Source organism: Salmonella sp. 32031103-2018-00083-FB-01-SM-01 (assembly GCF_017571995.1).
In the GTDB taxonomy this organism is placed as follows: Bacteria; Pseudomonadota; Gammaproteobacteria; order Enterobacterales; family Enterobacteriaceae; genus Salmonella; species Salmonella enterica.
On the sequence record NZ_JAGEQL010000001.1, the window covers coordinates 770260 to 793455 of the forward strand.

At 51.8% G+C, this 23196-nt stretch carries 25 protein-coding genes and 1 other annotated feature (1 of these 26 only partly in view); of the genes, 16 read left to right on the forward strand and 9 right to left on the reverse strand.

Annotated features, from left to right (window positions below):
- Positions 1–34: a sequence feature (Trp leader region), on the forward strand; it begins 62 nt to the left of the window's first position.
- A gap of 22 nt (positions 35–56) precedes the next feature.
- The 9 genes from trpE (at position 57) to J4614_RS03825 (ending at position 9318) form a co-directional block, all read left to right on the forward strand.
- Complete coding sequence (gene trpE / locus J4614_RS03785) at positions 57–1619, forward strand: anthranilate synthase component I (RefSeq protein WP_208293070.1); 1563 nt, start codon at positions 57–59, stop codon at positions 1617–1619.
- Entirely contained in the window at positions 1619–3214 is a 1596-nt protein-coding gene (gene trpD, locus J4614_RS03790; protein ID WP_000763492.1) for a bifunctional anthranilate synthase glutamate amidotransferase component TrpG/anthranilate phosphoribosyltransferase TrpD, read from the forward strand. The genes trpE and trpD overlap by 1 nt, the downstream gene beginning before the upstream one ends.
- 3 nt (positions 3215–3217) lie before the next feature.
- Positions 3218–4576, forward strand: a complete 1359-nt coding sequence (gene trpCF / locus J4614_RS03795) for a bifunctional indole-3-glycerol-phosphate synthase TrpC/phosphoribosylanthranilate isomerase TrpF (protein ID WP_001195293.1) — start codon at positions 3218–3220, stop codon at positions 4574–4576.
- A gap of 9 nt (positions 4577–4585) precedes the next feature.
- Positions 4586–5779 carry a tryptophan synthase subunit beta gene (gene trpB / locus J4614_RS03800; RefSeq protein WP_085425630.1) on the forward strand — a complete coding sequence of 398 codons (1194 nt, stop codon included), beginning with the start codon at positions 4586–4588 and terminating at the stop codon, positions 5777–5779.
- Positions 5779–6585 carry a tryptophan synthase subunit alpha gene (gene trpA, locus J4614_RS03805; RefSeq protein WP_000443031.1) on the forward strand — a complete coding sequence of 269 codons (807 nt, stop codon included), beginning with the start codon at positions 5779–5781 and terminating at the stop codon, positions 6583–6585. The genes trpB and trpA overlap by 1 nt, the downstream gene beginning before the upstream one ends.
- A gap of 479 nt (positions 6586–7064) precedes the next feature.
- A complete protein-coding gene (locus tag J4614_RS03810; protein WP_000807657.1) occupies positions 7065–7247 on the forward strand; it encodes a general stress protein in 183 nt (60 codons plus the stop codon).
- 89 nt (positions 7248–7336) lie between these two features.
- Entirely contained in the window at positions 7337–7840 is a 504-nt protein-coding gene (locus J4614_RS03815; RefSeq protein ID WP_001022826.1) for a ferritin-like domain-containing protein, read from the forward strand.
- 73 nt (positions 7841–7913) lie between these two features.
- On the forward strand, positions 7914–8420 hold the full coding sequence (locus tag J4614_RS03820; protein WP_001109977.1) for a ferritin-like domain-containing protein: 507 nt from the start codon (positions 7914–7916) through the stop codon (positions 8418–8420).
- A gap of 19 nt (positions 8421–8439) precedes the next feature.
- Entirely contained in the window at positions 8440–9318 is an 879-nt protein-coding gene (locus tag J4614_RS03825; protein ID WP_000488348.1) for a manganese catalase family protein, read from the forward strand.
- Positions 9319–9399: 81 nt separating this feature from the next.
- Here J4614_RS03825 and ompW read toward each other — a convergent pair whose 3' ends face one another.
- The gene (gene ompW / locus J4614_RS03830) at positions 9400–10038 is read right to left on the reverse strand and encodes an outer membrane protein OmpW (protein ID WP_000714802.1); all 639 of its coding nucleotides are present in this window, start codon (positions 10036–10038) and stop codon (positions 9400–9402) included.
- Between the two features lie 336 nt (positions 10039–10374).
- Here ompW and J4614_RS03835 point away from each other — a divergent pair, with 336 nt between their 5' ends.
- The 4 genes from J4614_RS03835 (at position 10375) to yciA (ending at position 12706) form a co-directional block, all read left to right on the forward strand.
- Positions 10375–10779 carry a YkgJ family cysteine cluster protein gene (locus J4614_RS03835; protein ID WP_000114955.1) on the forward strand — a complete coding sequence of 135 codons (405 nt, stop codon included), beginning with the start codon at positions 10375–10377 and terminating at the stop codon, positions 10777–10779.
- 25 nt (positions 10780–10804) lie between these two features.
- Positions 10805–11548 (forward strand): YciC family protein, encoded by a 744-nt coding sequence (locus tag J4614_RS03840; protein WP_000028507.1) that lies wholly within the window; start codon positions 10805–10807, stop codon positions 11546–11548.
- Positions 11549–11604: 56 nt separating this feature from the next.
- Positions 11605–12144, forward strand: a complete 540-nt coding sequence (locus tag J4614_RS03845) for a septation protein A (RefSeq protein ID WP_000808683.1) — start codon at positions 11605–11607, stop codon at positions 12142–12144.
- 160 nt (positions 12145–12304) lie between these two features.
- Positions 12305–12706, forward strand: coding sequence for an acyl-CoA thioester hydrolase YciA (gene yciA / locus J4614_RS03850; protein ID WP_000210317.1), 402 nt, complete (start codon positions 12305–12307; stop codon positions 12704–12706).
- Positions 12707–12765: 59 nt separating this feature from the next.
- Here the strand turns inward: yciA and tonB are convergent, their stop codons facing one another.
- Positions 12766–13494, reverse strand: coding sequence for a TonB system transport protein TonB (tonB, locus tag J4614_RS03855; RefSeq protein WP_001525247.1), 729 nt, complete (start codon positions 13492–13494; stop codon positions 12766–12768).
- A 223-nt stretch (positions 13495–13717) separates the two neighbouring features.
- Between tonB and J4614_RS03860 the strand changes: the two genes are divergently transcribed.
- Positions 13718–14014, forward strand: coding sequence for a YciI family protein (locus J4614_RS03860; RefSeq protein ID WP_000967605.1), 297 nt, complete (start codon positions 13718–13720; stop codon positions 14012–14014).
- A 43-nt stretch (positions 14015–14057) separates the two neighbouring features.
- Here J4614_RS03860 and J4614_RS03865 read toward each other — a convergent pair whose 3' ends face one another.
- Positions 14058–14231, reverse strand: a complete 174-nt coding sequence (locus J4614_RS03865) for a YciY family protein (RefSeq protein ID WP_001531561.1) — start codon at positions 14229–14231, stop codon at positions 14058–14060.
- Between the two features lie 142 nt (positions 14232–14373).
- On the opposite strand from J4614_RS03865, the gene cls reads away from it, so the two are divergent.
- The gene (gene cls / locus J4614_RS03870) at positions 14374–15834 is read left to right on the forward strand and encodes a cardiolipin synthase (protein WP_000206886.1); all 1461 of its coding nucleotides are present in this window, start codon (positions 14374–14376) and stop codon (positions 15832–15834) included.
- 33 nt (positions 15835–15867) lie between these two features.
- Positions 15868–16197 carry an HI1450 family dsDNA-mimic protein gene (locus J4614_RS03875; protein ID WP_000425070.1) on the forward strand — a complete coding sequence of 110 codons (330 nt, stop codon included), beginning with the start codon at positions 15868–15870 and terminating at the stop codon, positions 16195–16197.
- A 47-nt stretch (positions 16198–16244) separates the two neighbouring features.
- On the opposite strand, the gene J4614_RS03880 is transcribed toward J4614_RS03875, so the two are convergent.
- The 6 genes from J4614_RS03880 to oppA form a co-directional block, all read right to left on the reverse strand.
- Positions 16245–17081, reverse strand: a complete 837-nt coding sequence (locus tag J4614_RS03880) for an ion transporter (RefSeq protein WP_138019998.1) — start codon at positions 17079–17081, stop codon at positions 16245–16247.
- Positions 17082–17128: 47 nt separating this feature from the next.
- Positions 17129–18133 (reverse strand): murein tripeptide/oligopeptide ABC transporter ATP-binding protein OppF, encoded by a 1005-nt coding sequence (oppF, locus tag J4614_RS03885; RefSeq protein ID WP_000994698.1) that lies wholly within the window; start codon positions 18131–18133, stop codon positions 17129–17131.
- Positions 18130–19137, reverse strand: coding sequence for an ABC transporter ATP-binding protein (locus J4614_RS03890; protein WP_138019999.1), 1008 nt, complete (start codon positions 19135–19137; stop codon positions 18130–18132). The genes oppF and J4614_RS03890 overlap by 4 nt, the downstream gene beginning before the upstream one ends.
- Positions 19138–19148: 11 nt before the next feature.
- The gene (oppC, locus tag J4614_RS03895; protein WP_000979653.1) at positions 19149–20057 is read right to left on the reverse strand and encodes an oligopeptide ABC transporter permease OppC; all 909 of its coding nucleotides are present in this window, start codon (positions 20055–20057) and stop codon (positions 19149–19151) included.
- A 14-nt stretch (positions 20058–20071) separates the two neighbouring features.
- Positions 20072–20992, reverse strand: a complete 921-nt coding sequence (gene oppB, locus J4614_RS03900; protein WP_000911097.1) for an oligopeptide ABC transporter permease OppB — start codon at positions 20990–20992, stop codon at positions 20072–20074.
- A 122-nt stretch (positions 20993–21114) separates the two neighbouring features.
- Positions 21115–22746, reverse strand: coding sequence for an oligopeptide ABC transporter substrate-binding protein OppA (oppA, locus tag J4614_RS03905; protein ID WP_208293071.1), 1632 nt, complete (start codon positions 22744–22746; stop codon positions 21115–21117).
- Positions 22747–23196 lie beyond the last annotated feature (450 nt).

A 23196-nucleotide genomic window follows, 5' to 3' on the forward strand; every position in this document is an offset into this window, starting at 1 on the left:
ATACCCGGCCCGCCTGTTAAGCGGGCTTTTTTTTGAACAAAATAATGAGAATAACCATGCAAACACTAAAACCCACGCTCGAACTGTTGACCTGCGATGCCGCCTACCGGGAAAACCCAACGGCGCTTTTTCACCAGGTCTGCGGCGATCGCCCGGCCACGCTGCTGCTGGAGTCCGCAGATATCGACAGTAAAGACGATTTAAAAAGCCTGCTGCTGGTAGATAGTGCGCTGCGCATTACCGCTCTAGGTGACACTGTCACTATCCAGGCGTTATCTGATAATGGCGCCTCGTTATTACCGCTACTGGATACCGCCCTCCCCGCTGGCGTGGAGAACGAAGTCCTGCCTGCCGGTCGCATTCTACGCTTTCCGCCCGTCAGCCCATTATTAGATGAAGACGCCCGTTTATGCTCTCTGTCGGTATTTGATGCGTTCCGCCTGTTACAGGGAGTGGTGAACATACCGACGCAAGAGCGGGAGGCTATGTTTTTCGGCGGTCTGTTTGCCTACGACCTGGTCGCTGGCTTTGAAGCGCTGCCACACCTTGAGGCTGGCAATAACTGCCCGGACTACTGCTTTTATTTAGCGGAAACGCTGATGGTGATAGACCATCAGAAAAAAAGCACCCGTATTCAGGCCAGTCTGTTCACCGCCAGCGACCGGGAAAAACAGCGCCTGAACGCCCGCCTGGCGTACCTTAGCCAACAGTTAACCCAGCCTGCGCCGCCGTTGCCGGTGACGCCGGTGCCGGACATGCGCTGCGAATGTAATCAGAGCGATGACGCGTTCGGCGCGGTGGTACGCCAGTTGCAAAAAGCCATCCGCGCGGGGGAGATATTTCAGGTGGTGCCGTCGCGCCGCTTTTCATTGCCCTGCCCGTCGCCGTTGGCTGCCTACTACGTGCTGAAAAAGAGCAACCCCAGCCCGTATATGTTCTTTATGCAGGATGATGATTTCACGCTTTTCGGCGCGTCGCCGGAAAGCTCGCTGAAATATGACGCCACCAGCCGTCAGATTGAAATTTACCCCATCGCGGGTACCCGTCCACGCGGTCGCCGCGCCGATGGTACGCTGGACAGAGATCTCGACAGCCGTATTGAGCTGGACATGCGTACCGACCATAAAGAGCTTTCCGAACATCTGATGCTGGTCGATCTGGCGCGCAATGACCTGGCGCGCATCTGTACGCCGGGCAGTCGCTACGTTGCCGATCTGACAAAAGTTGACCGCTATTCGTACGTGATGCATCTGGTTTCCCGGGTGGTGGGCGAACTGCGTCACGATCTCGACGCGCTGCACGCCTATCGCGCCTGCATGAACATGGGCACCCTGAGCGGCGCGCCGAAAGTACGCGCCATGCAGTTGATTGCCGATGCGGAAGGACAGCGCCGCGGCAGCTATGGCGGCGCTGTCGGTTACTTCACCGCCCACGGCGATCTGGACACCTGTATTGTTATCCGCTCCGCGCTGGTGGAGAACGGTATCGCCACCGTACAGACGGGCGCCGGAATCGTGCTGGACTCTGTTCCGCAGTCTGAAGCCGATGAAACCCGTAATAAAGCGCGCGCCGTATTGCGTGCTATCGCCACCGCGCATCATGCACAGGAGACCTTCTGATGGCTGATATTCTGCTGCTCGATAACATCGACTCGTTTACCTGGAACCTGGCAGATCAGCTACGGACCAACGGTCATAACGTGGTGATTTACCGTAACCATATTCCGGCGCAGACGCTTATCGATCGCCTGGCGACAATGAAAAATCCGGTGCTAATGCTCTCCCCCGGTCCGGGCGTTCCCAGCGAGGCAGGCTGTATGCCGGAGCTGCTGACCCGACTACGCGGCAAGTTACCGATCATCGGCATTTGTCTGGGGCATCAGGCGATTGTCGAAGCTTACGGCGGTTATGTCGGTCAGGCGGGAGAAATCCTGCATGGCAAAGCCTCCAGCATTGAGCATGACGGTCAGGCGATGTTCGCCGGGCTGGCGAATCCGCTACCGGTCGCGCGTTATCATTCGCTGGTCGGCAGTAATGTTCCTGCCGGGCTGACCATTAACGCCCATTTCAACGGCATGGTGATGGCGGTACGTCATGATGCGGATCGCGTTTGCGGTTTTCAATTTCATCCTGAGTCCATCCTGACGACACAGGGCGCGCGTCTGCTGGAGCAAACATTAGCCTGGGCGCAGCAAAAGCTGGAACCGACCAACACCCTACAGCCGATTCTGGAGAAACTCTATCAGGCGCAAACTCTGACGCAACAAGAGAGCCATCAGTTGTTTTCGGCGGTCGTCCGCGGCGAACTTAAGCCTGAACAGCTCGCTGCCGCGCTGGTGAGCATGAAAATTCGCGGCGAGCATCCCAATGAAATTGCCGGCGCCGCCACTGCGTTGCTGGAAAATGCCGCCCCGTTCCCGCGCCCGGAGTATCTGTTTGCGGATATCGTTGGTACCGGCGGCGATGGCAGTAACAGTATCAATATCTCTACCGCCAGCGCCTTTGTCGCGGCGGCCTGTGGACTGAAAGTGGCGAAACACGGCAACCGCAGCGTGTCCAGCAAATCGGGGTCATCCGATCTGCTGGCGGCATTCGGTATTAATCTGGATATGAACGCCGATAAATCACGTCAGGCGTTAGATGAACTGGGCGTCTGTTTCCTGTTCGCACCGAAATATCACACCGGATTCCGTCACGCGATGCCGGTTCGCCAACAGTTAAAAACGCGAACCCTGTTCAACGTACTCGGCCCGCTGATCAACCCGGCGCATCCGCCGCTGGCATTGATTGGCGTCTATAGTCCGGAACTGGTGCTGCCGATTGCGGAAACCTTAAGGGTACTGGGCTATCAGCGCGCGGCGGTAGTACATAGCGGCGGCATGGATGAGGTTTCGCTCCATGCGCCGACGATTGTCGCGGAGCTGCATGACGGCGAAATTAAAAGCTATCAACTTACGGCGGAGGATTTTGGCCTGACGCCTTACCATCAGGATCAGTTGGCTGGCGGCACGCCGGAAGAAAACCGTGACATTCTGACGCGGTTATTACAAGGTAAAGGCGATGCCGCGCATGAGGCCGCCGTCGCCGCCAACGTGGCGATGCTGATGCGTCTGCATGGTCAGGAAGATCTCAAGGCCAACGCGCAAACCGTGCTTGATGTTCTGCGCAACGGCACCGCATATGACAGAGTCACCGCACTGGCGGCAAGAGGGTAAATAATGCAAACCGTTTTAGCGAAAATCGTCGCAGACAAGGCGATTTGGGTAGAAGCCCGCAAACAGCAACAGCCGCTGGCCAGTTTTCAAAATGAGATCCAGCCAAGTACACGCCATTTTTATGATGCGCTCCAGGGCGCGCGTACCGCCTTTATTCTGGAGTGTAAGAAAGCATCGCCATCAAAAGGCGTGATTCGCGATGATTTCGATCCGGCGCGTATTGCCAGTATTTATCAACATTACGCCTCGGCAATCTCGGTGCTCACCGACGAAAAATATTTTCAGGGGAGCTTCGATTTTCTGCCGGTCGTTAGCCAAAGCGCGCCGCAGCCGATTCTGTGTAAGGATTTTATTATCGATCCCTATCAGATCTACCTTGCCCGTTACTATCAGGCCGATGCCTGTTTACTGATGCTCTCGGTTCTGGATGACGAACAGTATCGCCAACTCTCCGCCGTCGCGCACAGTCTGAAAATGGGCGTGCTCACGGAGGTCAGTAATGACGAAGAACGGGAGCGCGCGATAGCGTTAGGCGCAAAAGTGGTAGGTATCAACAATCGCGATCTGCGCGATCTGTCGATTGATTTGAATCGCACCCGCCAGCTGGCGCCAAAACTGGGCCACGGCGTGACTGTCATCAGCGAGTCCGGGATTAACACCTATGGTCAGGTACGCGAACTGAGCCACTTCGCCAACGGTTTTTTAATTGGCTCCGCGTTAATGGCGCATGACGATCTTAACGCCGCCGTCCGTCGCGTGCTGCTTGGCGAGAATAAAGTCTGCGGCCTGACCCGCGCCCAGGACGCTAAAGCTGCCTGTGACGCTGGCGCAATATATGGCGGGTTGATTTTTGTACCCTCATCTCCGCGCGCGGTGAGCGTTGAGCAGGCGCGAGAAGTGATAAGCGCCGCGCCATTGCAGTATGTCGGCGTTTTCCAGGACGCTGATATCGCCGATGTTTGCCAGAAAGCTGCCGTCCTGCCGCTTTCTGCCGTACAGCTACATGGCAGCGAAGACCAGGCGTATGTCAACGCGCTGCGCGAGGCGTTGCCCAAACAGGTGCAAATCTGGAAGGCGCTGAGCGTTAGCGATGCCCTTCCCGCACGCGATTACCACCATGTCGATAAATACATTTTCGACAATGGGCAAGGCGGCAGCGGGCAGCGCTTCGACTGGTCACTGCTACAGGGGCAACCGCTGGATAATGTGTTACTGGCGGGCGGGCTGGCGGCCGATAACTGCGTCCAGGCGGCGCAAGTCGGCTGTGCCGGTCTCGATTTTAATTCAGGTGTGGAGTCACAGCCGGGCATCAAAGATGCTCGTCTTCTGGCCTCGGTTTTTCAGACACTGCGCGCATATTAAGGAAAAAACATGACAACACTTCTCAACCCCTACTTTGGTGAATTCGGCGGCATGTATGTGCCGCAGATCCTGATGCCTGCGCTGAACCAGCTTGAAGAGGCCTTCGTCAGCGCGCAAAAAGATCCTGAATTTCAGGCGCAATTCGCCGATCTGCTAAAAAACTACGCGGGACGCCCCACTGCGCTGACGAAATGCCAGAACATTACCGCCGGTACGCGTACCACGTTGTATTTAAAGCGCGAAGATTTACTGCACGGCGGCGCGCACAAAACCAATCAGGTACTGGGTCAGGCGCTGCTGGCCAAACGGATGGGGAAAAGCGAGATTATCGCTGAAACCGGCGCCGGTCAGCACGGCGTCGCCTCTGCGCTCGCCAGCGCCCTGCTGGGTCTGAAATGCCGTATCTATATGGGCGCCAAAGACGTTGAGCGCCAGTCGCCGAACGTCTTCCGTATGCGTCTGATGGGCGCTGAGGTTATCCCGGTTCATAGCGGCTCCGCTACGCTAAAAGATGCCTGTAACGAGGCGCTGCGCGACTGGTCCGGTAGTTACGAAACCGCGCACTATATGCTCGGCACGGCGGCAGGACCGCATCCCTATCCCACCATCGTTCGCGAGTTCCAACGCATGATTGGCGAAGAGACGAAAGCGCAAATCCTCGACAAAGAGGGCCGTCTGCCAGATGCCGTTATCGCTTGCGTCGGTGGCGGCTCAAACGCTATCGGGATGTTTGCGGATTTTATTAATGATACCAGCGTCGGGCTAATAGGCGTTGAACCTGGCGGTCACGGTATTGAAACCGGCGAGCATGGCGCGCCGCTTAAACATGGTCGCGTTGGCATCTATTTCGGGATGAAAGCGCCGATGATGCAAACAGCGGACGGGCAAATTGAAGAGTCCTATTCCATTTCCGCCGGGCTCGATTTCCCGTCCGTTGGGCCGCAACATGCGTACCTGAACAGCATCGGACGCGCGGATTATGTCTCCATTACCGATGATGAGGCGCTGGAAGCCTTCAAAACGTTGTGCCGCCATGAGGGAATTATCCCGGCGCTGGAATCCTCCCACGCGTTGGCGCACGCTCTGAAAATAATGCGCGAGCAGCCGGAAAAAGAGCAACTGCTGGTGGTCAATCTCTCTGGCCGCGGAGATAAAGACATCTTTACCGTACACGATATCCTGAAAGCGCGAGGGGAAATCTGATGGAACGCTACGAAAATTTATTTGCACAGCTCAACGATCGCCGGGAAGGCGCTTTTGTCCCCTTCGTGACTCTGGGCGACCCTGGCATTGAACAGTCACTGAAAATTATCGACACACTGATTGACGCTGGCGCCGACGCTCTGGAACTGGGGGTTCCCTTCTCCGATCCGCTGGCCGATGGCCCTACTATCCAGAATGCGAACTTACGCGCCTTCGCCGCTGGCGTCACGCCGGCTCAGTGTTTTGAAATGCTGGCGCTGATTCGTGAAAAACACCCGACCATTCCGATTGGCCTGCTAATGTACGCGAATCTGGTGTTCAATAACGGCATAGATGCGTTCTATGCCCGTTGTGAACAGGTTGGCGTAGATTCCGTGCTGGTCGCAGATGTCCCGGTTGAAGAATCGGCCCCCTTCCGCCAGGCGGCGTTACGGCATAATATCGCGCCGATCTTCATCTGCCCGCCAAATGCGGATGACGATCTTCTGCGCCAGGTCGCATCTTACGGCCGCGGTTACACCTACCTGCTTTCGCGTTCGGGCGTCACCGGCGCGGAAAACCGTGGCGCATTGCCGTTGCATCATCTCATTGAGAAGCTTAAAGAGTACCACGCCGCGCCTGCGTTACAGGGCTTCGGTATCTCCTCGCCGGAACAGGTGTCTGCGGCCGTGCGTGCCGGGGCGGCTGGCGCTATCTCCGGCTCAGCCATTGTCAACATTATCGAGAAAAACCACGCTTCTCCCGAACAGATGTTGGCGGAGCTCAGGTCCTTTGTCTCAGCGATGAAAGCCGCCAGCCGCGCATAACGGGTTAAGCCGTCAGCATAACGCTGGCGGCTTAATGAGAGGTTGGCGCCGAACCAGAATCACGATTCAGACATACATCATCAATCTTTTTGGTGTTATTCCCTGTCCAGCTTTCAAAAAGTCTGAAGTCAATTTTTGTTAAGAAAACTCCTAATCACGCCGAAAAATTTAGCGTTTTCACGTCAATTTCCCCTGCCTTTATGTAAAGAAATGTCAACAAACAATGCATTAACGTTTCTATTGCCGCAGATAGTCACGCTTGTTATTAATAACAATGCAAAGCATTTTCTGTTAAATCGCTTATTCTAAAAGAAAATATAGAATATATTATCTCTAAACCATTTTTTGTGCGTTATTTACGCGGTAAATCACAACTATTTCCGTCAATTTGACTAATCGGTTTAACCAACTAATTTTAATAGGGTGTCGACACGGTTAAAACCGATTTTTTCAGCAAGCAACGAGACAGGAGAAATAATATGGCCGAACATCGTGGTGGTTCAGGAAATTTCGCCGAGAATCGTGAAAAAGCATCTGAAGCGGGCCGCAAAGGCGGTCAGCATAGCGGCGGGAATTTCAAAAACGATCCGCAACGAGCTTCTGAAGCCGGTAAAAAAGGTGGTCAGAATAGTCACGGCGGACGTAAATCCGATAATTCCTGATTTACTGTAATGTAAATATAACACATGCTTTTATCAAGCAATCTGCGAGTCTTCTGGCTCGCAGTATTTTGCCCAGGAGAATTAGATTTATGAATATTAAAACCGTTGAAGACCTTTTTATCCATCTACTTTCAGATACCTATAGTGCAGAAAAACAATTAACCAAGGCTCTTTCTAAACTAGCCAGAGCCACGTCCAATGAAAAATTAAGCCAGGCCTTTCAATCTCATCTTGAAGAAACCCAGGGTCAGATTGAACGTATTGATCAGATCGTCGAATCTGAATCTGGCATTAAACTGAAAAGAATGAAATGCGTCGCTATGGAAGGGCTGATTGAAGAAGCCAATGAAGTCATCGAAAGTACGGAGAAAAACGAAGTACGCGATGCAGCGCTTATCGCCGCGGCGCAAAAAGTCGAGCATTACGAAATCGCCAGCTACGGCACGCTTGCCACCCTGGCCGAGCAGCTTGGCTATAGCAAAGCATTAAAACTGCTCAAAGAAACCCTCGACGAGGAAAAACAAACTGATTTAAAACTTACCGATTTAGCAGTCAGCAATGTTAATAAAAGTGCTGAACGCAAATCGAAATAATATTTTTAATTATCAGCTTGCATGATTCCGATTTTATTATCGGAGCAGATTATCACGCATTGAGGAATGTAAAATGAATTATACTGAACATTATCATGACTGGCTTCGTGACGCCCATGCCATGGAAAAACAGGCAGAATCGATGCTTGAATCTATGGCCAGCCGTATTGAAAATTATCCTGATATAAAAGCCAGAATTGAACAACATATTAGTGAAACCAAACATCAAATTACCATGCTCGAAGAAGTATTGGACCGTAATGGCATTTCTCGTTCGGTGTTGAAAGACTCCATGAGTAAAATGGCAGCAATGGGGCAATCTATCGGTGGCATGTTCCCTTCCGATGAAATTGTCAAAGGCTCAATTAGCGGTTATGTTTTCGAGCAGTTCGAAATTGCTTGTTATACCTCCCTGCTGGCGGCGGCAAAAAAAGCTGGTGACACTGCCTCAATTCCGACGATTGAAGCCATTCTGAAAGAAGAAATGCAAATGGCTGACTGGCTTATCAAACATATTCCGCAGACAACGGAACAATTTTTACTGCGATCTGAAGCAGATGGCGTTGAAGCCAAAAAATAAATAATAAGCAGGAGGCAATATGTTTCGACACGTAAAACAACTTCAATATACTGTGCGAGTGAGCGAACCTAATCCTGGATTAGCGAACCTGCTGCTGGAACAGTTTGGCGGCCCGCAGGGCGAACTGGCGGCCGCCTGCCGCTACTTCACGCAAGGTTTAAGCGATGATGATGCCGGTCGTAGAGAGATGTTAATGGACATCGCCACCGAGGAGCTGAGTCATCTGGAAATTATCGGCTCACTGGTAGGAATGCTTAATAAAGGCGCTAAAGGCGAGCTGGCGGAAGGCACCGAAAACGAAGCGGAACTTTATCGCTCGCTGACGCAGAATGGTAATGACAGCCATATCACCTCTCTGCTGTATGGCGGCGGCCCTGCGTTGACAAACTCCGGCGGCGTACCGTGGACCGCGGCTTATATTGATACTATCGGCGAAGTCACAGCCGATCTACGCTCAAACATCGCGGCAGAGGCGCGAGCGAAGATCATTTATGAACGCCTGATTAATCTGACCGACGATCCTGGCGTAAAAGACACGCTCAGTTTCTTAATGACCCGTGAAGTCGCGCACCAGCTCTCTTTTGAAAAGGCGCTGTATTCGATTCGTAACAACTTCCCGCCGGGTAAATTACCGCCGGTAGAACAGTATACCGACGTGTACTACAACATGTCGCAAGGCGACGATCCGCGAGGTAGCTGGAATAGCGATGAGAACTTCAACTATGTCGCAGAACCGATGCCTGCTGTTGATGGCGGCGATGGCCTGGCGACAGTGAAATTGCCGCGCGAGCAGCTGGCGCTGCTCAAAGCGATGGCAGAAAGAACGAAATCGGACCCCACCGTTGATCCTCTCACTGGCGCAGAACTAGGCTGCGGCGAACCGAAAGAAGACAAGTGAGTTCCGACAAGTAAAATCCGTGTGTCATGTCCTTTTTTGACCCCGCCTGGCGGGGTCTTTTTTCGTCACAACATCACGCGATTAGAAACGATAGCCTGCCGAGAACATAAATACCCATGGGTCCAGACGCACGCTGTCATGCTGCTGAACGCCGCCCATTTTATAATTGGCGGTAGTATCAATATCCATGTACCAGACAGAGGCGCCAATTAACCAGTCGCGGTTAATCAGGTAATCTACCCCAACTTGCCCTGCCGCGCCCCAGGAATCCTTAAAGCTCAGATCGGACAGCCCGGCATTTTTACCATTATCGTTAAAGCCGTTATCGAAGAAGGTGGTGTAGTTCACCCCTACGCCGACATAAGGACGCACTTTGCTGCTGGAATCGCCGAAGTACCACTGCGCCATTAACGTTGGCGGTAACAGGTGGACCGTGGCGATATCGCCCGTCGCGCCCGTACCCACCTTATGGCGGAACGGCGTGGCCGCCAGCAATTCAACCCCGATATTGTCCGTCGCCATGTAAGTGAATGTCAGGCCGAGTTGCGTGTTATTACTCACATCAAACCCGTTTAAATGCCCCAGCGTACCACCCGCCCCTTCTGTAGGTCTGACGGTTGCCGGACCTGCACGCATAAAGAATTCTCCGGCTTCGTGCGCGAACGCGCTGCCTGAGAGAAGAGTTGTTAACGCCAGTGCCGCCACTGTAAATTTTTTCATACCCGCTCCATCGTTATGGTTATAAAAGCGTGATGAATATACCCACAATGAAGTAATAAGTGATCTAACACAGATCACATTTGTTCTTATAATTTAACATTTATTGATCCAGATTAATTTAGAACTTGTATTGAAAATCCTGGTTATAGGAATTCAGATCAATTTTGACATATTCACGCTATGCAAATATTTGTCTGCTCTGTTGCCCTGGCGATAAAGGCTGGCTAAGGTAATCAATGTCCCGCAATGGCGCGTGGCGTTAAGATTCGCGAACACTGCGGGACAGATTAATTTCCGTTGTAATCTATTGATACGTGAGTTTTTTGCAGGTGAATCATGAGCGTTCTTAACCCATGCATGACATGCGGTGCCTGTTGTGCCTATTTTCGTGTCTCCTTTTATTGGGCTGAAGGCGACGATGCCAGCGGACGCGTTCCGGCATCATTAACCGAGCCCGTTACCCCTTTTTTACGTTGTATGGCCGGCACCAACCAAAAACAGCCGCACTGTAAAGCGCTAATTGGCACGCCGGGTGAAAACGTCAGTTGCGCTATTTATGAAAACCGCCCTTCAACCTGTCGCGAATTTTCGATATCGGGCGAAGGAGGCGAAGTGAATGAGGCGTGCAATCGCGCCCGCGCGCGATACGGATTACCGCCGCTTTACAAAGATATGCTTTTCCATACAACTGCTGATGCTGCCACTGTAGAGTTATCCAGGGTACAATTGCCCGCAAATTAACACCTGCAAAACTCAAGGAGAGTGCATGTCTATCACGGCGAAGTCCGTTTACCGTGACGCCGGAAATTTTTTCCGAAATCAATTTATTACTATCTTGCTGGTTTCGTTGCTGTGCGCATTTATCACGGTGGTCTTAGGTCATGCCTTTTCACCCAGCGATGCGCAAATCGCGCAACTCAGTGAAGGAGAACATCTGGCAGGCAGCGCTGGCCTGTTTGAGCTGGTACAAAATATGACGCCGGAGCAGCAGCAGATCCTGTTGCGCGCCTCTGCCGCCTCGACGTTTTCCGGGCTTATCGGCAACGCTATTCTGGCCGGCGGTATCATCCTGATGATTCAGTTAGTTTCAGCGGGACATCGGGTTAGCGCGCTGCGCGCTATCGGCGCCAGCGCCCCTGCATTGCCTAAACTGTTTATTCTCATTTTTCTGACTACCCTATTAGTGCAAATCGGTATAATGCTGATTGTCGTTCCGGGGATTATTATGGCCATTGTGCTGGCGCTTGCGCCAGTGATGTTGGTTGAAGAGAAAATGGGCGTGTTTGCCGCAATGCGCAGCAGTATGCGTTTAGCCTGGGCTAACATGAGACTGGTCGCGCCTGCGGTGATAGGCTGGTTGCTGGCTAAAACATTGCTATTGCTGTTCGCGCCCAGCTTCGCTGTACTGACCCCAAATGTAGGCGCTGTACTGGCGAATACGTTGAGCAATCTGATTTCCGCAGTATTGCTTATCTACTTATTCCGCCTGTATATGTTGATTCGCCAATAATCCGCAATGCGCCGTTACGCGGCGCATTCGACGCTCGTTGATGATGGAATCGAAGAATGAAGCAGTTTCTGGATTTTTTACCGCTGGTTGTCTTTTTTGCGTTTTATAAACTTTATGACATCTATGCGGCGACCTCCGCACTGATTGTCGCGACGGCAATCGTGCTGATTTATAGCTGGGTGCGCTATCGGAAAATAGAGAAGATGGCGCTGATTACCTTTGTTCTGGTTGCCGTCTTCGGCGGTCTGACGCTCTTCTTCCATAACGATGAATTTATTAAATGGAAGGTGACGGTTATTTATGCGCTGTTCGCCGGCGCGCTGTTAATAAGCCAGTGGGTGATGAAAAAACCGTTAATCCAACGTATGTTAGGTAAAGAACTGGCGTTGCCGCAGCAGGTCTGGTCAAAGCTGAACCTGGCGTGGGCGCTGTTTTTTATTGTGTGCGGTCTGGCTAACATTTATATCGCCTTCTGGTTGCCGCAAAATATCTGGGTCAACTTTAAGGTCTTTGGACTCACGGCGCTGACGCTCATTTTTACCCTGCTGAGCGGCGTCTATATCTACCGGCATCTGCCACAGGAAGATAAATCATAACCCTCCCGTGACTTATCATCGCCAGACTGCGAACGCCTGGCGATATTTTCTCCACCTTTACGCCCTGCGCTTTCCCGTCAGTACCTTTATTCCCTCTATTCTCCACACAAAATTCATAGTAGCATCGCGGCTGTAATTTTTTCTGATAGTCGGTTTTACAATGACAACAATGGATAATACTCCTCAGGGCGAGCTGGTTTTACGTACATTGGCCATGCCTGCCGATACCAATGCGAACGGCGATATTTTTGGCGGCTGGCTGATGTCGCAAATGGATATTGGCGGCGCGATACTGGCCAAAGAGATCGCGCACGGTCGGGTTGTAACCGTACGCGTGGAAGGAATGACATTTCTGCGCCCCGTCGCGGTTGGCGATGTCGTATGCTGCTACGCGCGCTGCGTTAAACGCGGCACGACGTCTATTAGCATCAATATTGAAGTCTGGGTGAAAAAAGTCGCGTCAGAACCGATTGGACAGCGCTACAAGGCCACCGAGGCGCTGTTTATTTATGTTGCCGTCGATCCGGACGGTAAACCTCGCCCGCTCCCGGTTCAGGGTTAAGTATACCCGCTTACGCCGCCAGCAGGTGATGGTAATATTCCTACTGGCGGCGCCAGAGATTACTCAATCTGCGCCGTACCGTTCAGACGGAAGATAATATTGACCACCAGCCCGGAACCCGGCTTGCCTGCTTCATAGCGCCATTTGCGCATCGCATTCTTAACTTCACGCTCAAACATATTGGCCGGCTGCGCGGACAGAATCTGTACATTTTCCACTCGCCCAGCAGAGGTCACGTCAAACTTCACCTTTACGCGGCCTTCAATACGTAACGCCTGTGCTCGCGCCGGATACTGCGGCTGGTTACGGCTCAGAGCGCGAGGCCCAGTGGGCACGCTCACCGCCGGCTTGCTGGTCGCCGACGCGGTGCTGCTTGTTGGCCGCGCCGGGGCGCTATTTTCAAACGGTGAGGCAGGACGCGGCGCAGCCGGTTTGACTTCGCGCTTCGGCTGCTCTTCAACCTTTTTCACCGGTTCCGGTTTCGGTTTTGGCTTGGGTTTTGGCTTAGGTTTGGGTTTCTCAATCACCACGGGCGCTTCTTTAGGCGGTTCAGGGATCGGCTCTGGCTCCGGTTCGGGTTCAACCACTGGCTCCGGCGGCGGCTGAACCGCCTGGGGCGGCTCCAGGTCAGCGGGTGAAACCATTGTCACCGTGATAGGCTGCGCTGGCGCAGGCAATTCAATAACCTGATGTACCGAGGTATAGAGCAAACCTGCCACTACAGCACCATGAATGCCTACGGAAAGGAGTGTCGGCCAGGGAAAGCGACGAGGTAAATCAAGGGTCATTGAAGTCATAATCGTTTCAGTTGAAAAACCAGAGCTGAATTTTAAATGCAAATAGCAATCATATTCAATAAGGCATTGCCGATAGCGGCATTTAAAAGATGATATCGCACAAAAACACCACACAAAATGTGCATGTTTAACAAAGTCGGTATCTTTACATTGCAGTTAAATGCCCTTTCCAATAACGTAATCAGCAACTTTTGCCGATTAAGGAGCTCTACCCGTGCTGTATGTTATTTACGCTCAGGATAATGCCAACTCGCTTGAAAAACGCCTCTCGGTACGGCCCGCGCATCTGGCGCGCCTGCAACTTCTACATGATGAAGGGCGATTATTAACTGCCGGGCCGATGCCCGCAGTGGACAGTAACGATCCTGGGGTAGCCGGATTTACCGGGTCAACGGTGATTGCTGAATTTGAATCTTTAGAAGCGGCGCAATCCTGGGCTGATGCGGACCCCTACGTCGCAGCGGGCGTCTATGCACAGGTTTCGGTCAAACCATATAAGAAGATCTTTTGAAAAGGATGGCCTGTTGGGCACCGCATACGGTGCCCTTTCTGGCTCACACACCGTGAATCGCAAAGAGTAATGAATTACGCTGACGATTAAAGATGCATTTCCTGATGGTATGGATACGCATATTACGGCGTGATTGCCCTTCAAGCCAACGCGCTTTACGGCGGCTCGCCTGACGTAGCATTCGCCAGCGCCCCACTTCCGTTCTACTACGCTTCATGTTTACGACTCTCACTGTAACAGAAGCGCCATTATACCCCCTCGCCGGATGCAGACCAGCGCTTTTCCCGTGTTTTTATTTGCCATGTGAATCCTGACGCGTAAACTCTTAACAACACGCTTTCTAAAGGATTTTTAAAGTTATGACAACCTTCTACACCGTGGTGAGTTGGCTGGTCATTTTGGGATACTGGGTTCTCATTGCCGGCGTCACATTACGTATTCTAATGAAACGGCGCGCAGTTCCCTCCGCAATGGCCTGGTTATTAATCATCTATATCCTTCCACTGGTCGGGATCATCGCCTATTTGTCCGTGGGCGAATTGCATTTAGGCAAACGTCGCGCCGAGCGTGCCCGCGCCATGTGGCCGTCTACCGCCAAATGGTTGAATGACCTCAAAGCCTGCAAACACATTTTCGCGCAAGAAAACAGTAGCGTCGCATCGTCCTTGTTTAAGCTGTGCGAACGACGTCAGGGGATTGCGGGCGTCAAAGGCAACCAGTTGCAATTGCTTACCGACTCCGATGATGTCATGCAGGCGCTTATTCGCGATATCCAACTGGCGCGGCATAATATCGAAATGGTGTTTTACATCTGGCAGCCAGGCGGCATGGCGGATCAGGTCGCTGAATCGTTAATGGCCGCCGCCCGCCGCGGCATCCACTGCCGGCTTATGCTGGACTCCGCGGGTAGCGTCGCTTTCTTCCGCAGCCCCTGGGCGGCCATGATGCGTAACGCTGGCATTGAAGTCGTAGAGGCGCTGAAGGTGAATCTGATGCGCGTCTTTTTACGCCGTATGGATCTTCGCCAGCACCGTAAAATGGTGATGATTGACAATTACATCGCCTATACCGGCAGTATGAATATGGTGGACCCGCGTTTTTTCAAACAGGATGCCGGCGTTGGGCAATGGGTCGATTTAATGGCGCGGATGGAGGGCCCCGTGGCGACAGCAATGGGGATTGTTTACTCCTGCGATTGGGAAATTGAGACGGGTAAACGCATTCTGCCTCCCCCGCCGGATGTGAATATTATGCCGTTTGAGCAGGCCAGCGGGCATACCATTCATACCATTGCTTCCGGTCCTGGTTTTCCGGAGGATCTCATTCACCAGGCACTATTAACCGCCACCTATGCTGCGCGCGAATATTTAATTATGACCACGCCATATTTCGTCCCCAGCGACGATCTGCTGCACGCCATTTGTACCGCTGCGCAGCGCGGCGTGGATGTCAGTATTATCCTGCCCCGTAAAAATGATTCACTGCTCGTCGGCTGGGCCAGTCGCGCCTTTTTCAGCGAGTTACTGGCGGCGGGCGTGAAAATCTATCAGTTCGAAGGCGGGCTGTTGCATACCAAAAGCGTACTGGTCGATGGCGAACTGAGCCTGGTCGGTACCGTGAATCTCGACATGCGTAGCCTGTGGCTTAATTTCGAGATTACGCTGGTCATTGATGATACGGGTTTCGGCGCCGATCTGGCTGCGGTACAGGACGATTATATTTCGCGCTCCCGCCTGTTAGATGCGCGTTTGTGGGTAAAACGTCCGTTATGGCAGCGTATTACCGAGCGATTGTTTTACTTCTTTAGTCCATTGCTGTAAAACGTGACCAACATGAGTAAACAGGTAGTCACTATGGAAATGGATCTGAACAATCGCCTGACTGAAGACGAAACGCTTGAGCAGGCTTACGATATTTTTCTTGAGCTGGCGGCGGATAATCTTGATCCGGCTGATATCATTCTGTTCAATTTGCAATTCGAGGAGCGCGGCGGCGCGGAGTTGTTTGATCCCGCTGAAGACTGGCAAGAGCACGTCGATTTTGACCTGAATCCAGACTTTTTTGCCGAGGTGGTGATTGGCCTGGCGGATACCGAAGACGGCGAAATTAACGACATTTTTGCCCGCGTTCTGCTGTGCCGGGAAAAGGACCACAAGCTGTGCCATATTCTCTGGCGCGAATAAGCGGTTCAGGCCGGATGGCGTTTGATTGCGCCCTCCGGCAAGCCTGTTTAATCCGGTAGCTTACTGCCGCATCGGTTACAATATTGCGCGCTATGTTCATGCTGGCTTTGCTGGCACTGCGGACATTTTCGCTGCCAGTGACGTTTTTGAAACGCGCTGCTCATGTGCGTGGTAATCAGTCCTGTAGGAATCGCAATCACCGAATAACCAATCAAAATAAGCACCGACGCGACAATATGTCCCAGCGGCGTATGCGGCGTAATATCACCGTACCCCACGGTTGTGACTGTCACTATCGCCCAATACACCGAGGCATTAAGCGTCGTGAAGCCATATTTCGGTCCTTCAATAAGATACATCAGGGCACCGAAAATAATCATCACGATCGCAATAAATGAATAGAACAGAATAAGCTGATGACGCGCGCTAATAATGGCGCTCCAGAATACGCGCAGAGATGGCATAAAGCGTAGCAGTTTAAGAATACGCAGCACGCGAATCGCTCGCATAGCACGCCAGGCAAACATATAGTTCAGGCTAATTTCCGGCCACAGCCACATGACGTACAGCGGCAAAATCGTCACCAGATCAATAAATCCCCAAAAACTAAAAACGTATTTTGTCGGGTCGGGCCAGCTAAACAGTCTGAGCAAGTATTCACCGGTAAATATCAGGGTAACGCAGAGCTCCAGCCAGACAAAAATATGCCATTCATCAAATGTCAGGTGATATTCCGTTCCTACGCCTGATTCAACAAAAATGACCAGTACGCTAAGCAGCGCAAACAGCGCGCATAACCCTTCAAAACGGCGACCTGAGCGCGTAGTCAAATCGAACAGATTATGATAAAGACGACGGCGAACCGACGACAAAGAAAGTGACACGGTAACCTCACCTAAAAGAAGGGCTGACGAATTGTCAGCCCTTGCGATTATAACGGGTCTACTTTAAGGCAGGAAACGGCATGGCGAAAACTCCCTTCCAGCACCGGTCGCGTTTGCGCGCATTCTGGCCCGGCTAGCGGACAGCGTGTACGGAACACGCAGCCGGAAGGCGGGTTAATGGGCGAAGGTAATTCGCCCTCCAGCAATTGTATCTTCTTATTTCGCTCCAGATCGGGATCGGGAATCGGTACCGCCGACATCAGCGCTTTGGTATAAGGATGCAGTGGGTTATGGTACACCTCATCATAGGTGCCCAATTCTACCGCATGACCGAGATACATCACCAGGACACGATCGGATATGTGCTTTACGACCGCCAGATCGTGCGCAATAAAAATCAACGACAGCCCCATCTCTCGCTGTAACTGCTGGAGCAAATTCACCACCTGCGCCTGAATAGAAACGTCCAGCGCCGACACCGGCTCATCGCAAATAATAAGCTTAGGTTCCAGGATCAACGCCCGGGCGATACCGATGCGCTGGCACTGCCCCCCGGAAAATTCATGGGGATAACGGTTAATGAGATTCGGCAGCAGCCCCACTTTCAGCATCATGGCTTTCACGCGGTCACGCACGTCCTGGCGCGAAAGTTTAGGATGATAAGTGCGCAGCGGTTCAGCGATAATTTCGCCAATCGTCATTCGCGGGTTGAGTGACGCCAGCGGGTCCTGGAAAATCATCTGGATATCGCTGCGCACCTCGCGCCACTCATCCGCTTTCATGCCCAGCAGATCTTTTCCCAGCCAGGCGACTTTACCGTCTGTCGCCTTCACCAGACCAATAATGGCGCGCGCAAACGTCGACTTGCCGCAGCCGGATTCCCCCACCACGCCCAGCGTTTCGCCTTCATACAGGCGTAGCGTAACGCCGTCCACCGCTTTCAGAGTTTTCGGCGGTTGCCAGAACCACTGCTTCCCTTCTTTGATATCAAAATGTACTTTTAGATCGGCGATTTCGAGGAGAACTTTACGTTGTTCAATCACAGCATTCATAGCAGTTCCTCCACCGGTTTAAAACAGGCGCGCAAGCGACCAGGACTGAACGCTTCAAGTGGCGGCGCATTATTGCAGATCTCCATCGCATGAGGACAACGCGGCTGGAACGGACACCCTTTAGGCAAACGCAATAAATTGGGAGGATTGCCCGGAATCGTCAGCATTTCCGCCCCCTCGCTATCCAGACGCGGCACCGCATTAAGCAGGCCTATCGAATACGGATGAACGGGCTGATAAAAGACATCGCGCGCCTTACCGTATTCCATGGTACGCCCGGCATACATTACCAGGACCTTATCGCAAATACCCGCGACCACACCCAGATCGTGGGTAATCATGATAATGGCGGTATTAAATTCGCGCTTTAGCTCATTAAGCAAGGTCATAATCTGCGCCTGCACGGTAACATCAAGCGCGGTGGTAGGCTCATCGGCAATAAGCAGTTTCGGCCTGCACAACAGCGCCATCGCAATCATCACACGTTGACGCATTCCGCCGGAAAATTCGTGCGGGTACATTTTCATCCGTTTGCGCGCTTCCGGCATTTTTACGGCATCCAGCATTCTGACGGACTCTTCAAAAGCTTCCGCTTTGCTCATTCCTTTATGCAGCATCAGGACTTCCATTAACTGCTCCCCAACGCGCATATAAGGATTTAGCGAGGTCATCGGGTCCTGAAAAATCATCGAAATCTGTTCTGCGCGCAGCGTATTCAGTTCGCGCTCAGGTAGATTAAGAATTTCACGTCCGTTAAAGGTCGCGGAACCGCCGATTCGACCATTCGTCGCCAGCAGTCCCATTAATGCGAACGCCGTTTGCGATTTCCCCGATCCAGACTCGCCAACAATACCTAACGTTTCTCCAGCGCGAAGCGTAAAGTTCAGATCGTTGACCGCCGTCACATCACCATCAGGCGTAGCGAACGTAACACGAAGATCGTTTATCTCCAGCAGTACATTCGCCGATTGCGGCGCCTGAGTTGCGGTTTCTGATAAGCTCATGGCTGTACTCCTTAACGATCTTTCGGGTCGAGGGCATCACGCAGGCCATCGCCAATAAAGTTAAAACAGAATAACGTCACCACGAGAAAGCCAGCCGGAAACAGCAGCAGCCACGGTGAGACTTCCATTGAATTTGCGCCATCGCTCAACAACGCTCCCCAACTGCTTAACGGTTCCTGCGTCCCAAGCCCCAGGAAACTGAGGAAAGACTCAAACAGAATCATGCTGGGCACCAGCAACGATGCATACACTACCACTACGCCCAGGACGTTAGGCACAATATGGCGGATCACAATGCTGGCGGTCGACACACCACCCACCTGCGCGGCTTCGATGAACTCTTTACGTTTAAGACTTAGGGTTTGGCCACGCACGATACGCGCCATATCAAGCCAGGAGACCATGCCGATGGCGACGAAAATCAACAGAATGTTCTGCCCAAAAAACGTCACCAGCAAAATCACAAAGAACATAAACGGGAACGAGTTGAGGATCTCCAACAACCGCATCATCACAGAATCAATTTTGCCGCCCAGATAGCCGGACAGCGAGCCATACAGCGTTCCAACAATGACCGCCACCAGCGCGGCGGCAATCCCGACCATCAATGAGATACGCCCGCCGATGGCAACGCGCACCAACAGATCGCGCCCGGAAGAGTCAGTGCCGAAATAGTGACCGGACGCCATATCCGGCGCGCTGGACATCATGCCCCAGTCGGTATCGAAATAGGTAAATTGCGACAGCATAGGAGCCACTGTCACGAATAAGGCTATCAGAAACAGGACAATAAGACTGGCCACCGCCGCACGGTTATGCATAAAGCGCCGACGGGCATCTTGCCAAAGGCTGCGACCTTCCACCTCCAGCTTTTCACTGAAATTTTCCAGCGTCTCGCTGTTTTTCTTACTTAACATCATCGCGAGCTCCAGTATCAATAGCGAATTTTCGGGTCGATAACGGCATAGAGCACATCGACAATGGCGTTAAACAATATGGTCAGAGCCCCGACTAAAATGGTCAAACTTAACACCAGCGAGTAATCGCGGTTGAGCGCGCCATTAACGAAAAGCTGCCCAATGCCCGGTAAGCCATAAATAGTTTCAATCACCATTGAGCCGGTAATAATGCCGACAAAGGCTGGCCCCATATAGGATAAAACCGGCAGCAGCGCAGGTTTTAACGCATGGCGGAAGATGATTCTGCGCATCGGTAATCCTTTTGCCCGCGCGGTACGAATAAAGTTCGAATGCAGAACTTCAATCATTGAGCCGCGCGTAATACGAGCGATGCTGGCAATATAGGCCAGTGAAAGCGCGACCATCGGCAGGATCATAAATTTTAACGCCCCGCCGTTCCAGCCGCCGCCAGGCAGCCATTGCAAGGTTATCGCAAAGACCATCACCAGTAGCGGCGCTACCACAAAACTGGGGATAACGACGCCGGTCATGGCAAATCCCATCACCGTATAATCCCATCGCGTATTTTGCTTTAGCGCGGCAATCACGCCAGCGCTGACACCAATAATGACCGCCAGTAAAAAAGCGGCGGCGCCAAGTTTCGCCGAAACGGGGAAGCTGGCGGCAACCAGATCGTTGACCGTGTAATCTTTGTATTTAAACGATGGTCCAAAATCGCCATGCGCCAGCTGCTTCAGGTAGCTGAAGTACTGCGTCATGATAGGATCGTTCAGATGATATTTTGCTTCAATATTGGCCAGCACTTCCGGCGGCAATGCGCGCTCGCCGGTAAAAGGACTCCCCGGCGCGAGGCGCATCATAAAGAAAGAGATGGTAATAAGAATAAACAGCGTCGGAATCGCTTCCAGACAGCGGCGTAAAATAAATTTCAACATTGCCCGTACCTTCTGGCCTGTGCCTTTACTTCCCGGACGTGACAAACAGATCCGCCAGGGAACGTTATAGTGCGATGAAAAAAGACACCATGGGACAACCGCAGTTGTCCCATGTCTTGCCATTAATGTTTGATAATATATAAGTTTTTCACATAAATATTATCCAGCGGGTCTTTACCGATATACCCGCCCACCCAGGGTTTCACCAGGCGCGCGTTAACGTAGTAATACACCGGCACAATAGCCGAGTCTTTATCTAACTGCTGCTCCGCTTTAGCGTAGAGTTCGCTGCGCTGCGTATCGTCCGCCACTTTCAGCGTGTCGGCAATCAGCTTATCAAACGCCGGGCTCTTATAATGCGCGGTGTTATTTGAACTGTCGGACAACATGGTATTCAGGAACGAGGTCGGTTCATTATAATCTGCGCACCACCCGGCTCTGGCGACATCAAAGGTGCCCTGATGACGGGTGTCCAGGAAGGTCTTCCATTCCTGATTCTCCAGATTCACATTGACGCCCAGATTTTTCTTCCAGATAGACGCCACGGCAATGGCCAGTTTTTTATGCAGATCGGAGGTGTTATACAGCAGGTCGAATGTTAAGGGCTTATCCGCCGTAAAGCCGGCTTCAGCCAACAATTTCTTCGCTTCTTCATTACGCTTTTGCTGGGGCCATTTGAACCACTCAGGCTCTACCAGTTTTGCGCCATCGGTATACGGCGGCGTGTAGCTATAAGCGGGTAAATCGCCCTGATTTTTAACCTTATTAACAATAATGTCGCGATCTAACGCCAGTTTCAGCGCGGTACGCACGCGGACATCGTTAAATGGCGCTTTTTGATTATTAATTTCGTAATAATAGGTACACAAATAAGGGTCTACGCGAACTTCATTCGGGATCTCTTTTTTCAGTTTCTGGAATAATTCGATCGGCATATTGTTATAAGTCATATCGATCTCGCCGCTGCGGTAGCGGTTGACATCCGTCACCTCCGAAGAGATAGGCAAATAAGTTACCTGATTGATGACGGTTTTGGCGTTATCCCAGTATTGCGGGTTACGCTCCAGCACGATACGTTCGTTCACCACCCAGTTTTTTAACTTATAAGCGCCGTTAGTGACAATATTGGCCGGTTGCGTCCATTTATCGCCAAATTTTTCGACCGCTGATTTCGGTACAGGAGACACTGAAGGATGGACCAACAATTTGTAGAAATAAGGCACCGGCTCACTTAAGGTCACTTCAAAGGTGTGATCATCAAGCGCTTTTACCCCCAGATCGGTGGCGGGTTTTTTACCGGCGATAATGTCATCGATATTAGCGATATGACCGTATTGCAGATAGCTGGCGTACGGCGATGCCGTATTAGGATCGGCCAGGCGTTGCCAGCTATAAACGAAATCATGGGCGGTGACAGGCGTACCATCTGACCATTTCGCATTTTCACGTAGATGGAATGTCCAGACTTTAAAATCTTTATTCTCCCATTTTTCCGCGACGCCCGGTGAAGGATGCCCCTCGACATCACTAATTAATAAGCCTTCAAAGAGATCACGGCTGACGTTCGATTCCGGCACGCCTTCAATTTTATGCGGGTCGAGAGACTGCACTTCTGATCCGTTATTACGTACCAACGTTTGCTTGTCGGCTAACTGAACGCCGGCGGGCACGTCTGCCGCAGTCGCGGCGCTGGCGGCGATGAGCGCAGTGAGTATTCCCGCTGCAATCAAACTTTTTTTCGTGATGTTAGACATTGTGTTTGTACTCCACTCATTATAATTACTGGTTTTTACCAGCCTGTTTAATCCCGTCAGGGCTCCTGTACAGCACTGGTGGTGTACTGCCAGGTCTGTCACTGCTTTTGCTATCACCGACTTTATTTATTCTGACGATTCGTTCGATCGCCTTTCGTCGATTCGGTATACGACGTACCTGCCCACGTCGCACGTTATTTCTGACAACCATGTAAATGAAAATAGTTATCAACAATGTGAAATCTTCTGCAAAATGTTTGGCCGAAAAGTATCAAATGCGTTTCTGAACCGCCAATTCATTTTACAATTTTGTTAACCAATTCTCTTTTATGGAAAATTTCCTGCCCAGAAAAACAGTTCAAGAATGTTAAAAAGCTTTAATTTATTCTTTATAATCAATAATTTGAAAGAAGATCATCTCACTGTCACATCGTAGATCATGCCTTCGCC

Bases quoted from the DNA above. Each gene is read 5' to 3' on its own strand.
- tonB (WP_001525247.1), bottom strand. From the start codon at position 13,494: ATGACCCTTGATTTACCTCGTCGCTTTCCCTGGCCGACACTCCTTTCC.
- trpE (WP_208293070.1), top strand. From the start codon at position 57: ATGCAAACACTAAAACCCACGCTCGAACTGTTGACCTGCGATGCCGCC.
- J4614_RS03890 (WP_138019999.1), bottom strand. From the start codon at position 19,137: ATGAGCTTATCAGAAACCGCAACTCAGGCGCCGCAATCGGCGAATGTA.
- oppA (WP_208293071.1), bottom strand. From the start codon at position 22,746: ATGTCTAACATCACGAAAAAAAGTTTGATTGCAGCGGGAATACTCACT.
- yciA (WP_000210317.1), top strand. From the start codon at position 12,305: ATGACAACAATGGATAATACTCCTCAGGGCGAGCTGGTTTTACGTACA.
- J4614_RS03825 (WP_000488348.1), top strand. From the start codon at position 8,440: ATGTTTCGACACGTAAAACAACTTCAATATACTGTGCGAGTGAGCGAA.
- oppC (WP_000979653.1), bottom strand. From the start codon at position 20,057: ATGATGTTAAGTAAGAAAAACAGCGAGACGCTGGAAAATTTCAGTGAA.
- J4614_RS03835 (WP_000114955.1), top strand. From the start codon at position 10,375: ATGAGCGTTCTTAACCCATGCATGACATGCGGTGCCTGTTGTGCCTAT.
- ompW (WP_000714802.1), bottom strand. From the start codon at position 10,038: ATGAAAAAATTTACAGTGGCGGCACTGGCGTTAACAACTCTTCTCTCA.
- J4614_RS03810 (WP_000807657.1), top strand. From the start codon at position 7,065: ATGGCCGAACATCGTGGTGGTTCAGGAAATTTCGCCGAGAATCGTGAA.
- J4614_RS03815 (WP_001022826.1), top strand. From the start codon at position 7,337: ATGAATATTAAAACCGTTGAAGACCTTTTTATCCATCTACTTTCAGAT.
- trpA (WP_000443031.1), top strand. From the start codon at position 5,779: ATGGAACGCTACGAAAATTTATTTGCACAGCTCAACGATCGCCGGGAA.
- J4614_RS03875 (WP_000425070.1), top strand. From the start codon at position 15,868: ATGGAAATGGATCTGAACAATCGCCTGACTGAAGACGAAACGCTTGAG.
- trpB (WP_085425630.1), top strand. From the start codon at position 4,586: ATGACAACACTTCTCAACCCCTACTTTGGTGAATTCGGCGGCATGTAT.
- oppF (WP_000994698.1), bottom strand. From the start codon at position 18,133: ATGAATGCTGTGATTGAACAACGTAAAGTTCTCCTCGAAATCGCCGAT.
- trpD (WP_000763492.1), top strand. From the start codon at position 1,619: ATGGCTGATATTCTGCTGCTCGATAACATCGACTCGTTTACCTGGAAC.
- oppB (WP_000911097.1), bottom strand. From the start codon at position 20,992: ATGTTGAAATTTATTTTACGCCGCTGTCTGGAAGCGATTCCGACGCTG.
- J4614_RS03820 (WP_001109977.1), top strand. From the start codon at position 7,914: ATGAATTATACTGAACATTATCATGACTGGCTTCGTGACGCCCATGCC.
- J4614_RS03840 (WP_000028507.1), top strand. From the start codon at position 10,805: ATGTCTATCACGGCGAAGTCCGTTTACCGTGACGCCGGAAATTTTTTC.
- J4614_RS03845 (WP_000808683.1), top strand. From the start codon at position 11,605: ATGAAGCAGTTTCTGGATTTTTTACCGCTGGTTGTCTTTTTTGCGTTT.
- J4614_RS03865 (WP_001531561.1), bottom strand. From the start codon at position 14,231: ATGAAGCGTAGTAGAACGGAAGTGGGGCGCTGGCGAATGCTACGTCAG.
- cls (WP_000206886.1), top strand. From the start codon at position 14,374: ATGACAACCTTCTACACCGTGGTGAGTTGGCTGGTCATTTTGGGATAC.
- trpCF (WP_001195293.1), top strand. From the start codon at position 3,218: ATGCAAACCGTTTTAGCGAAAATCGTCGCAGACAAGGCGATTTGGGTA.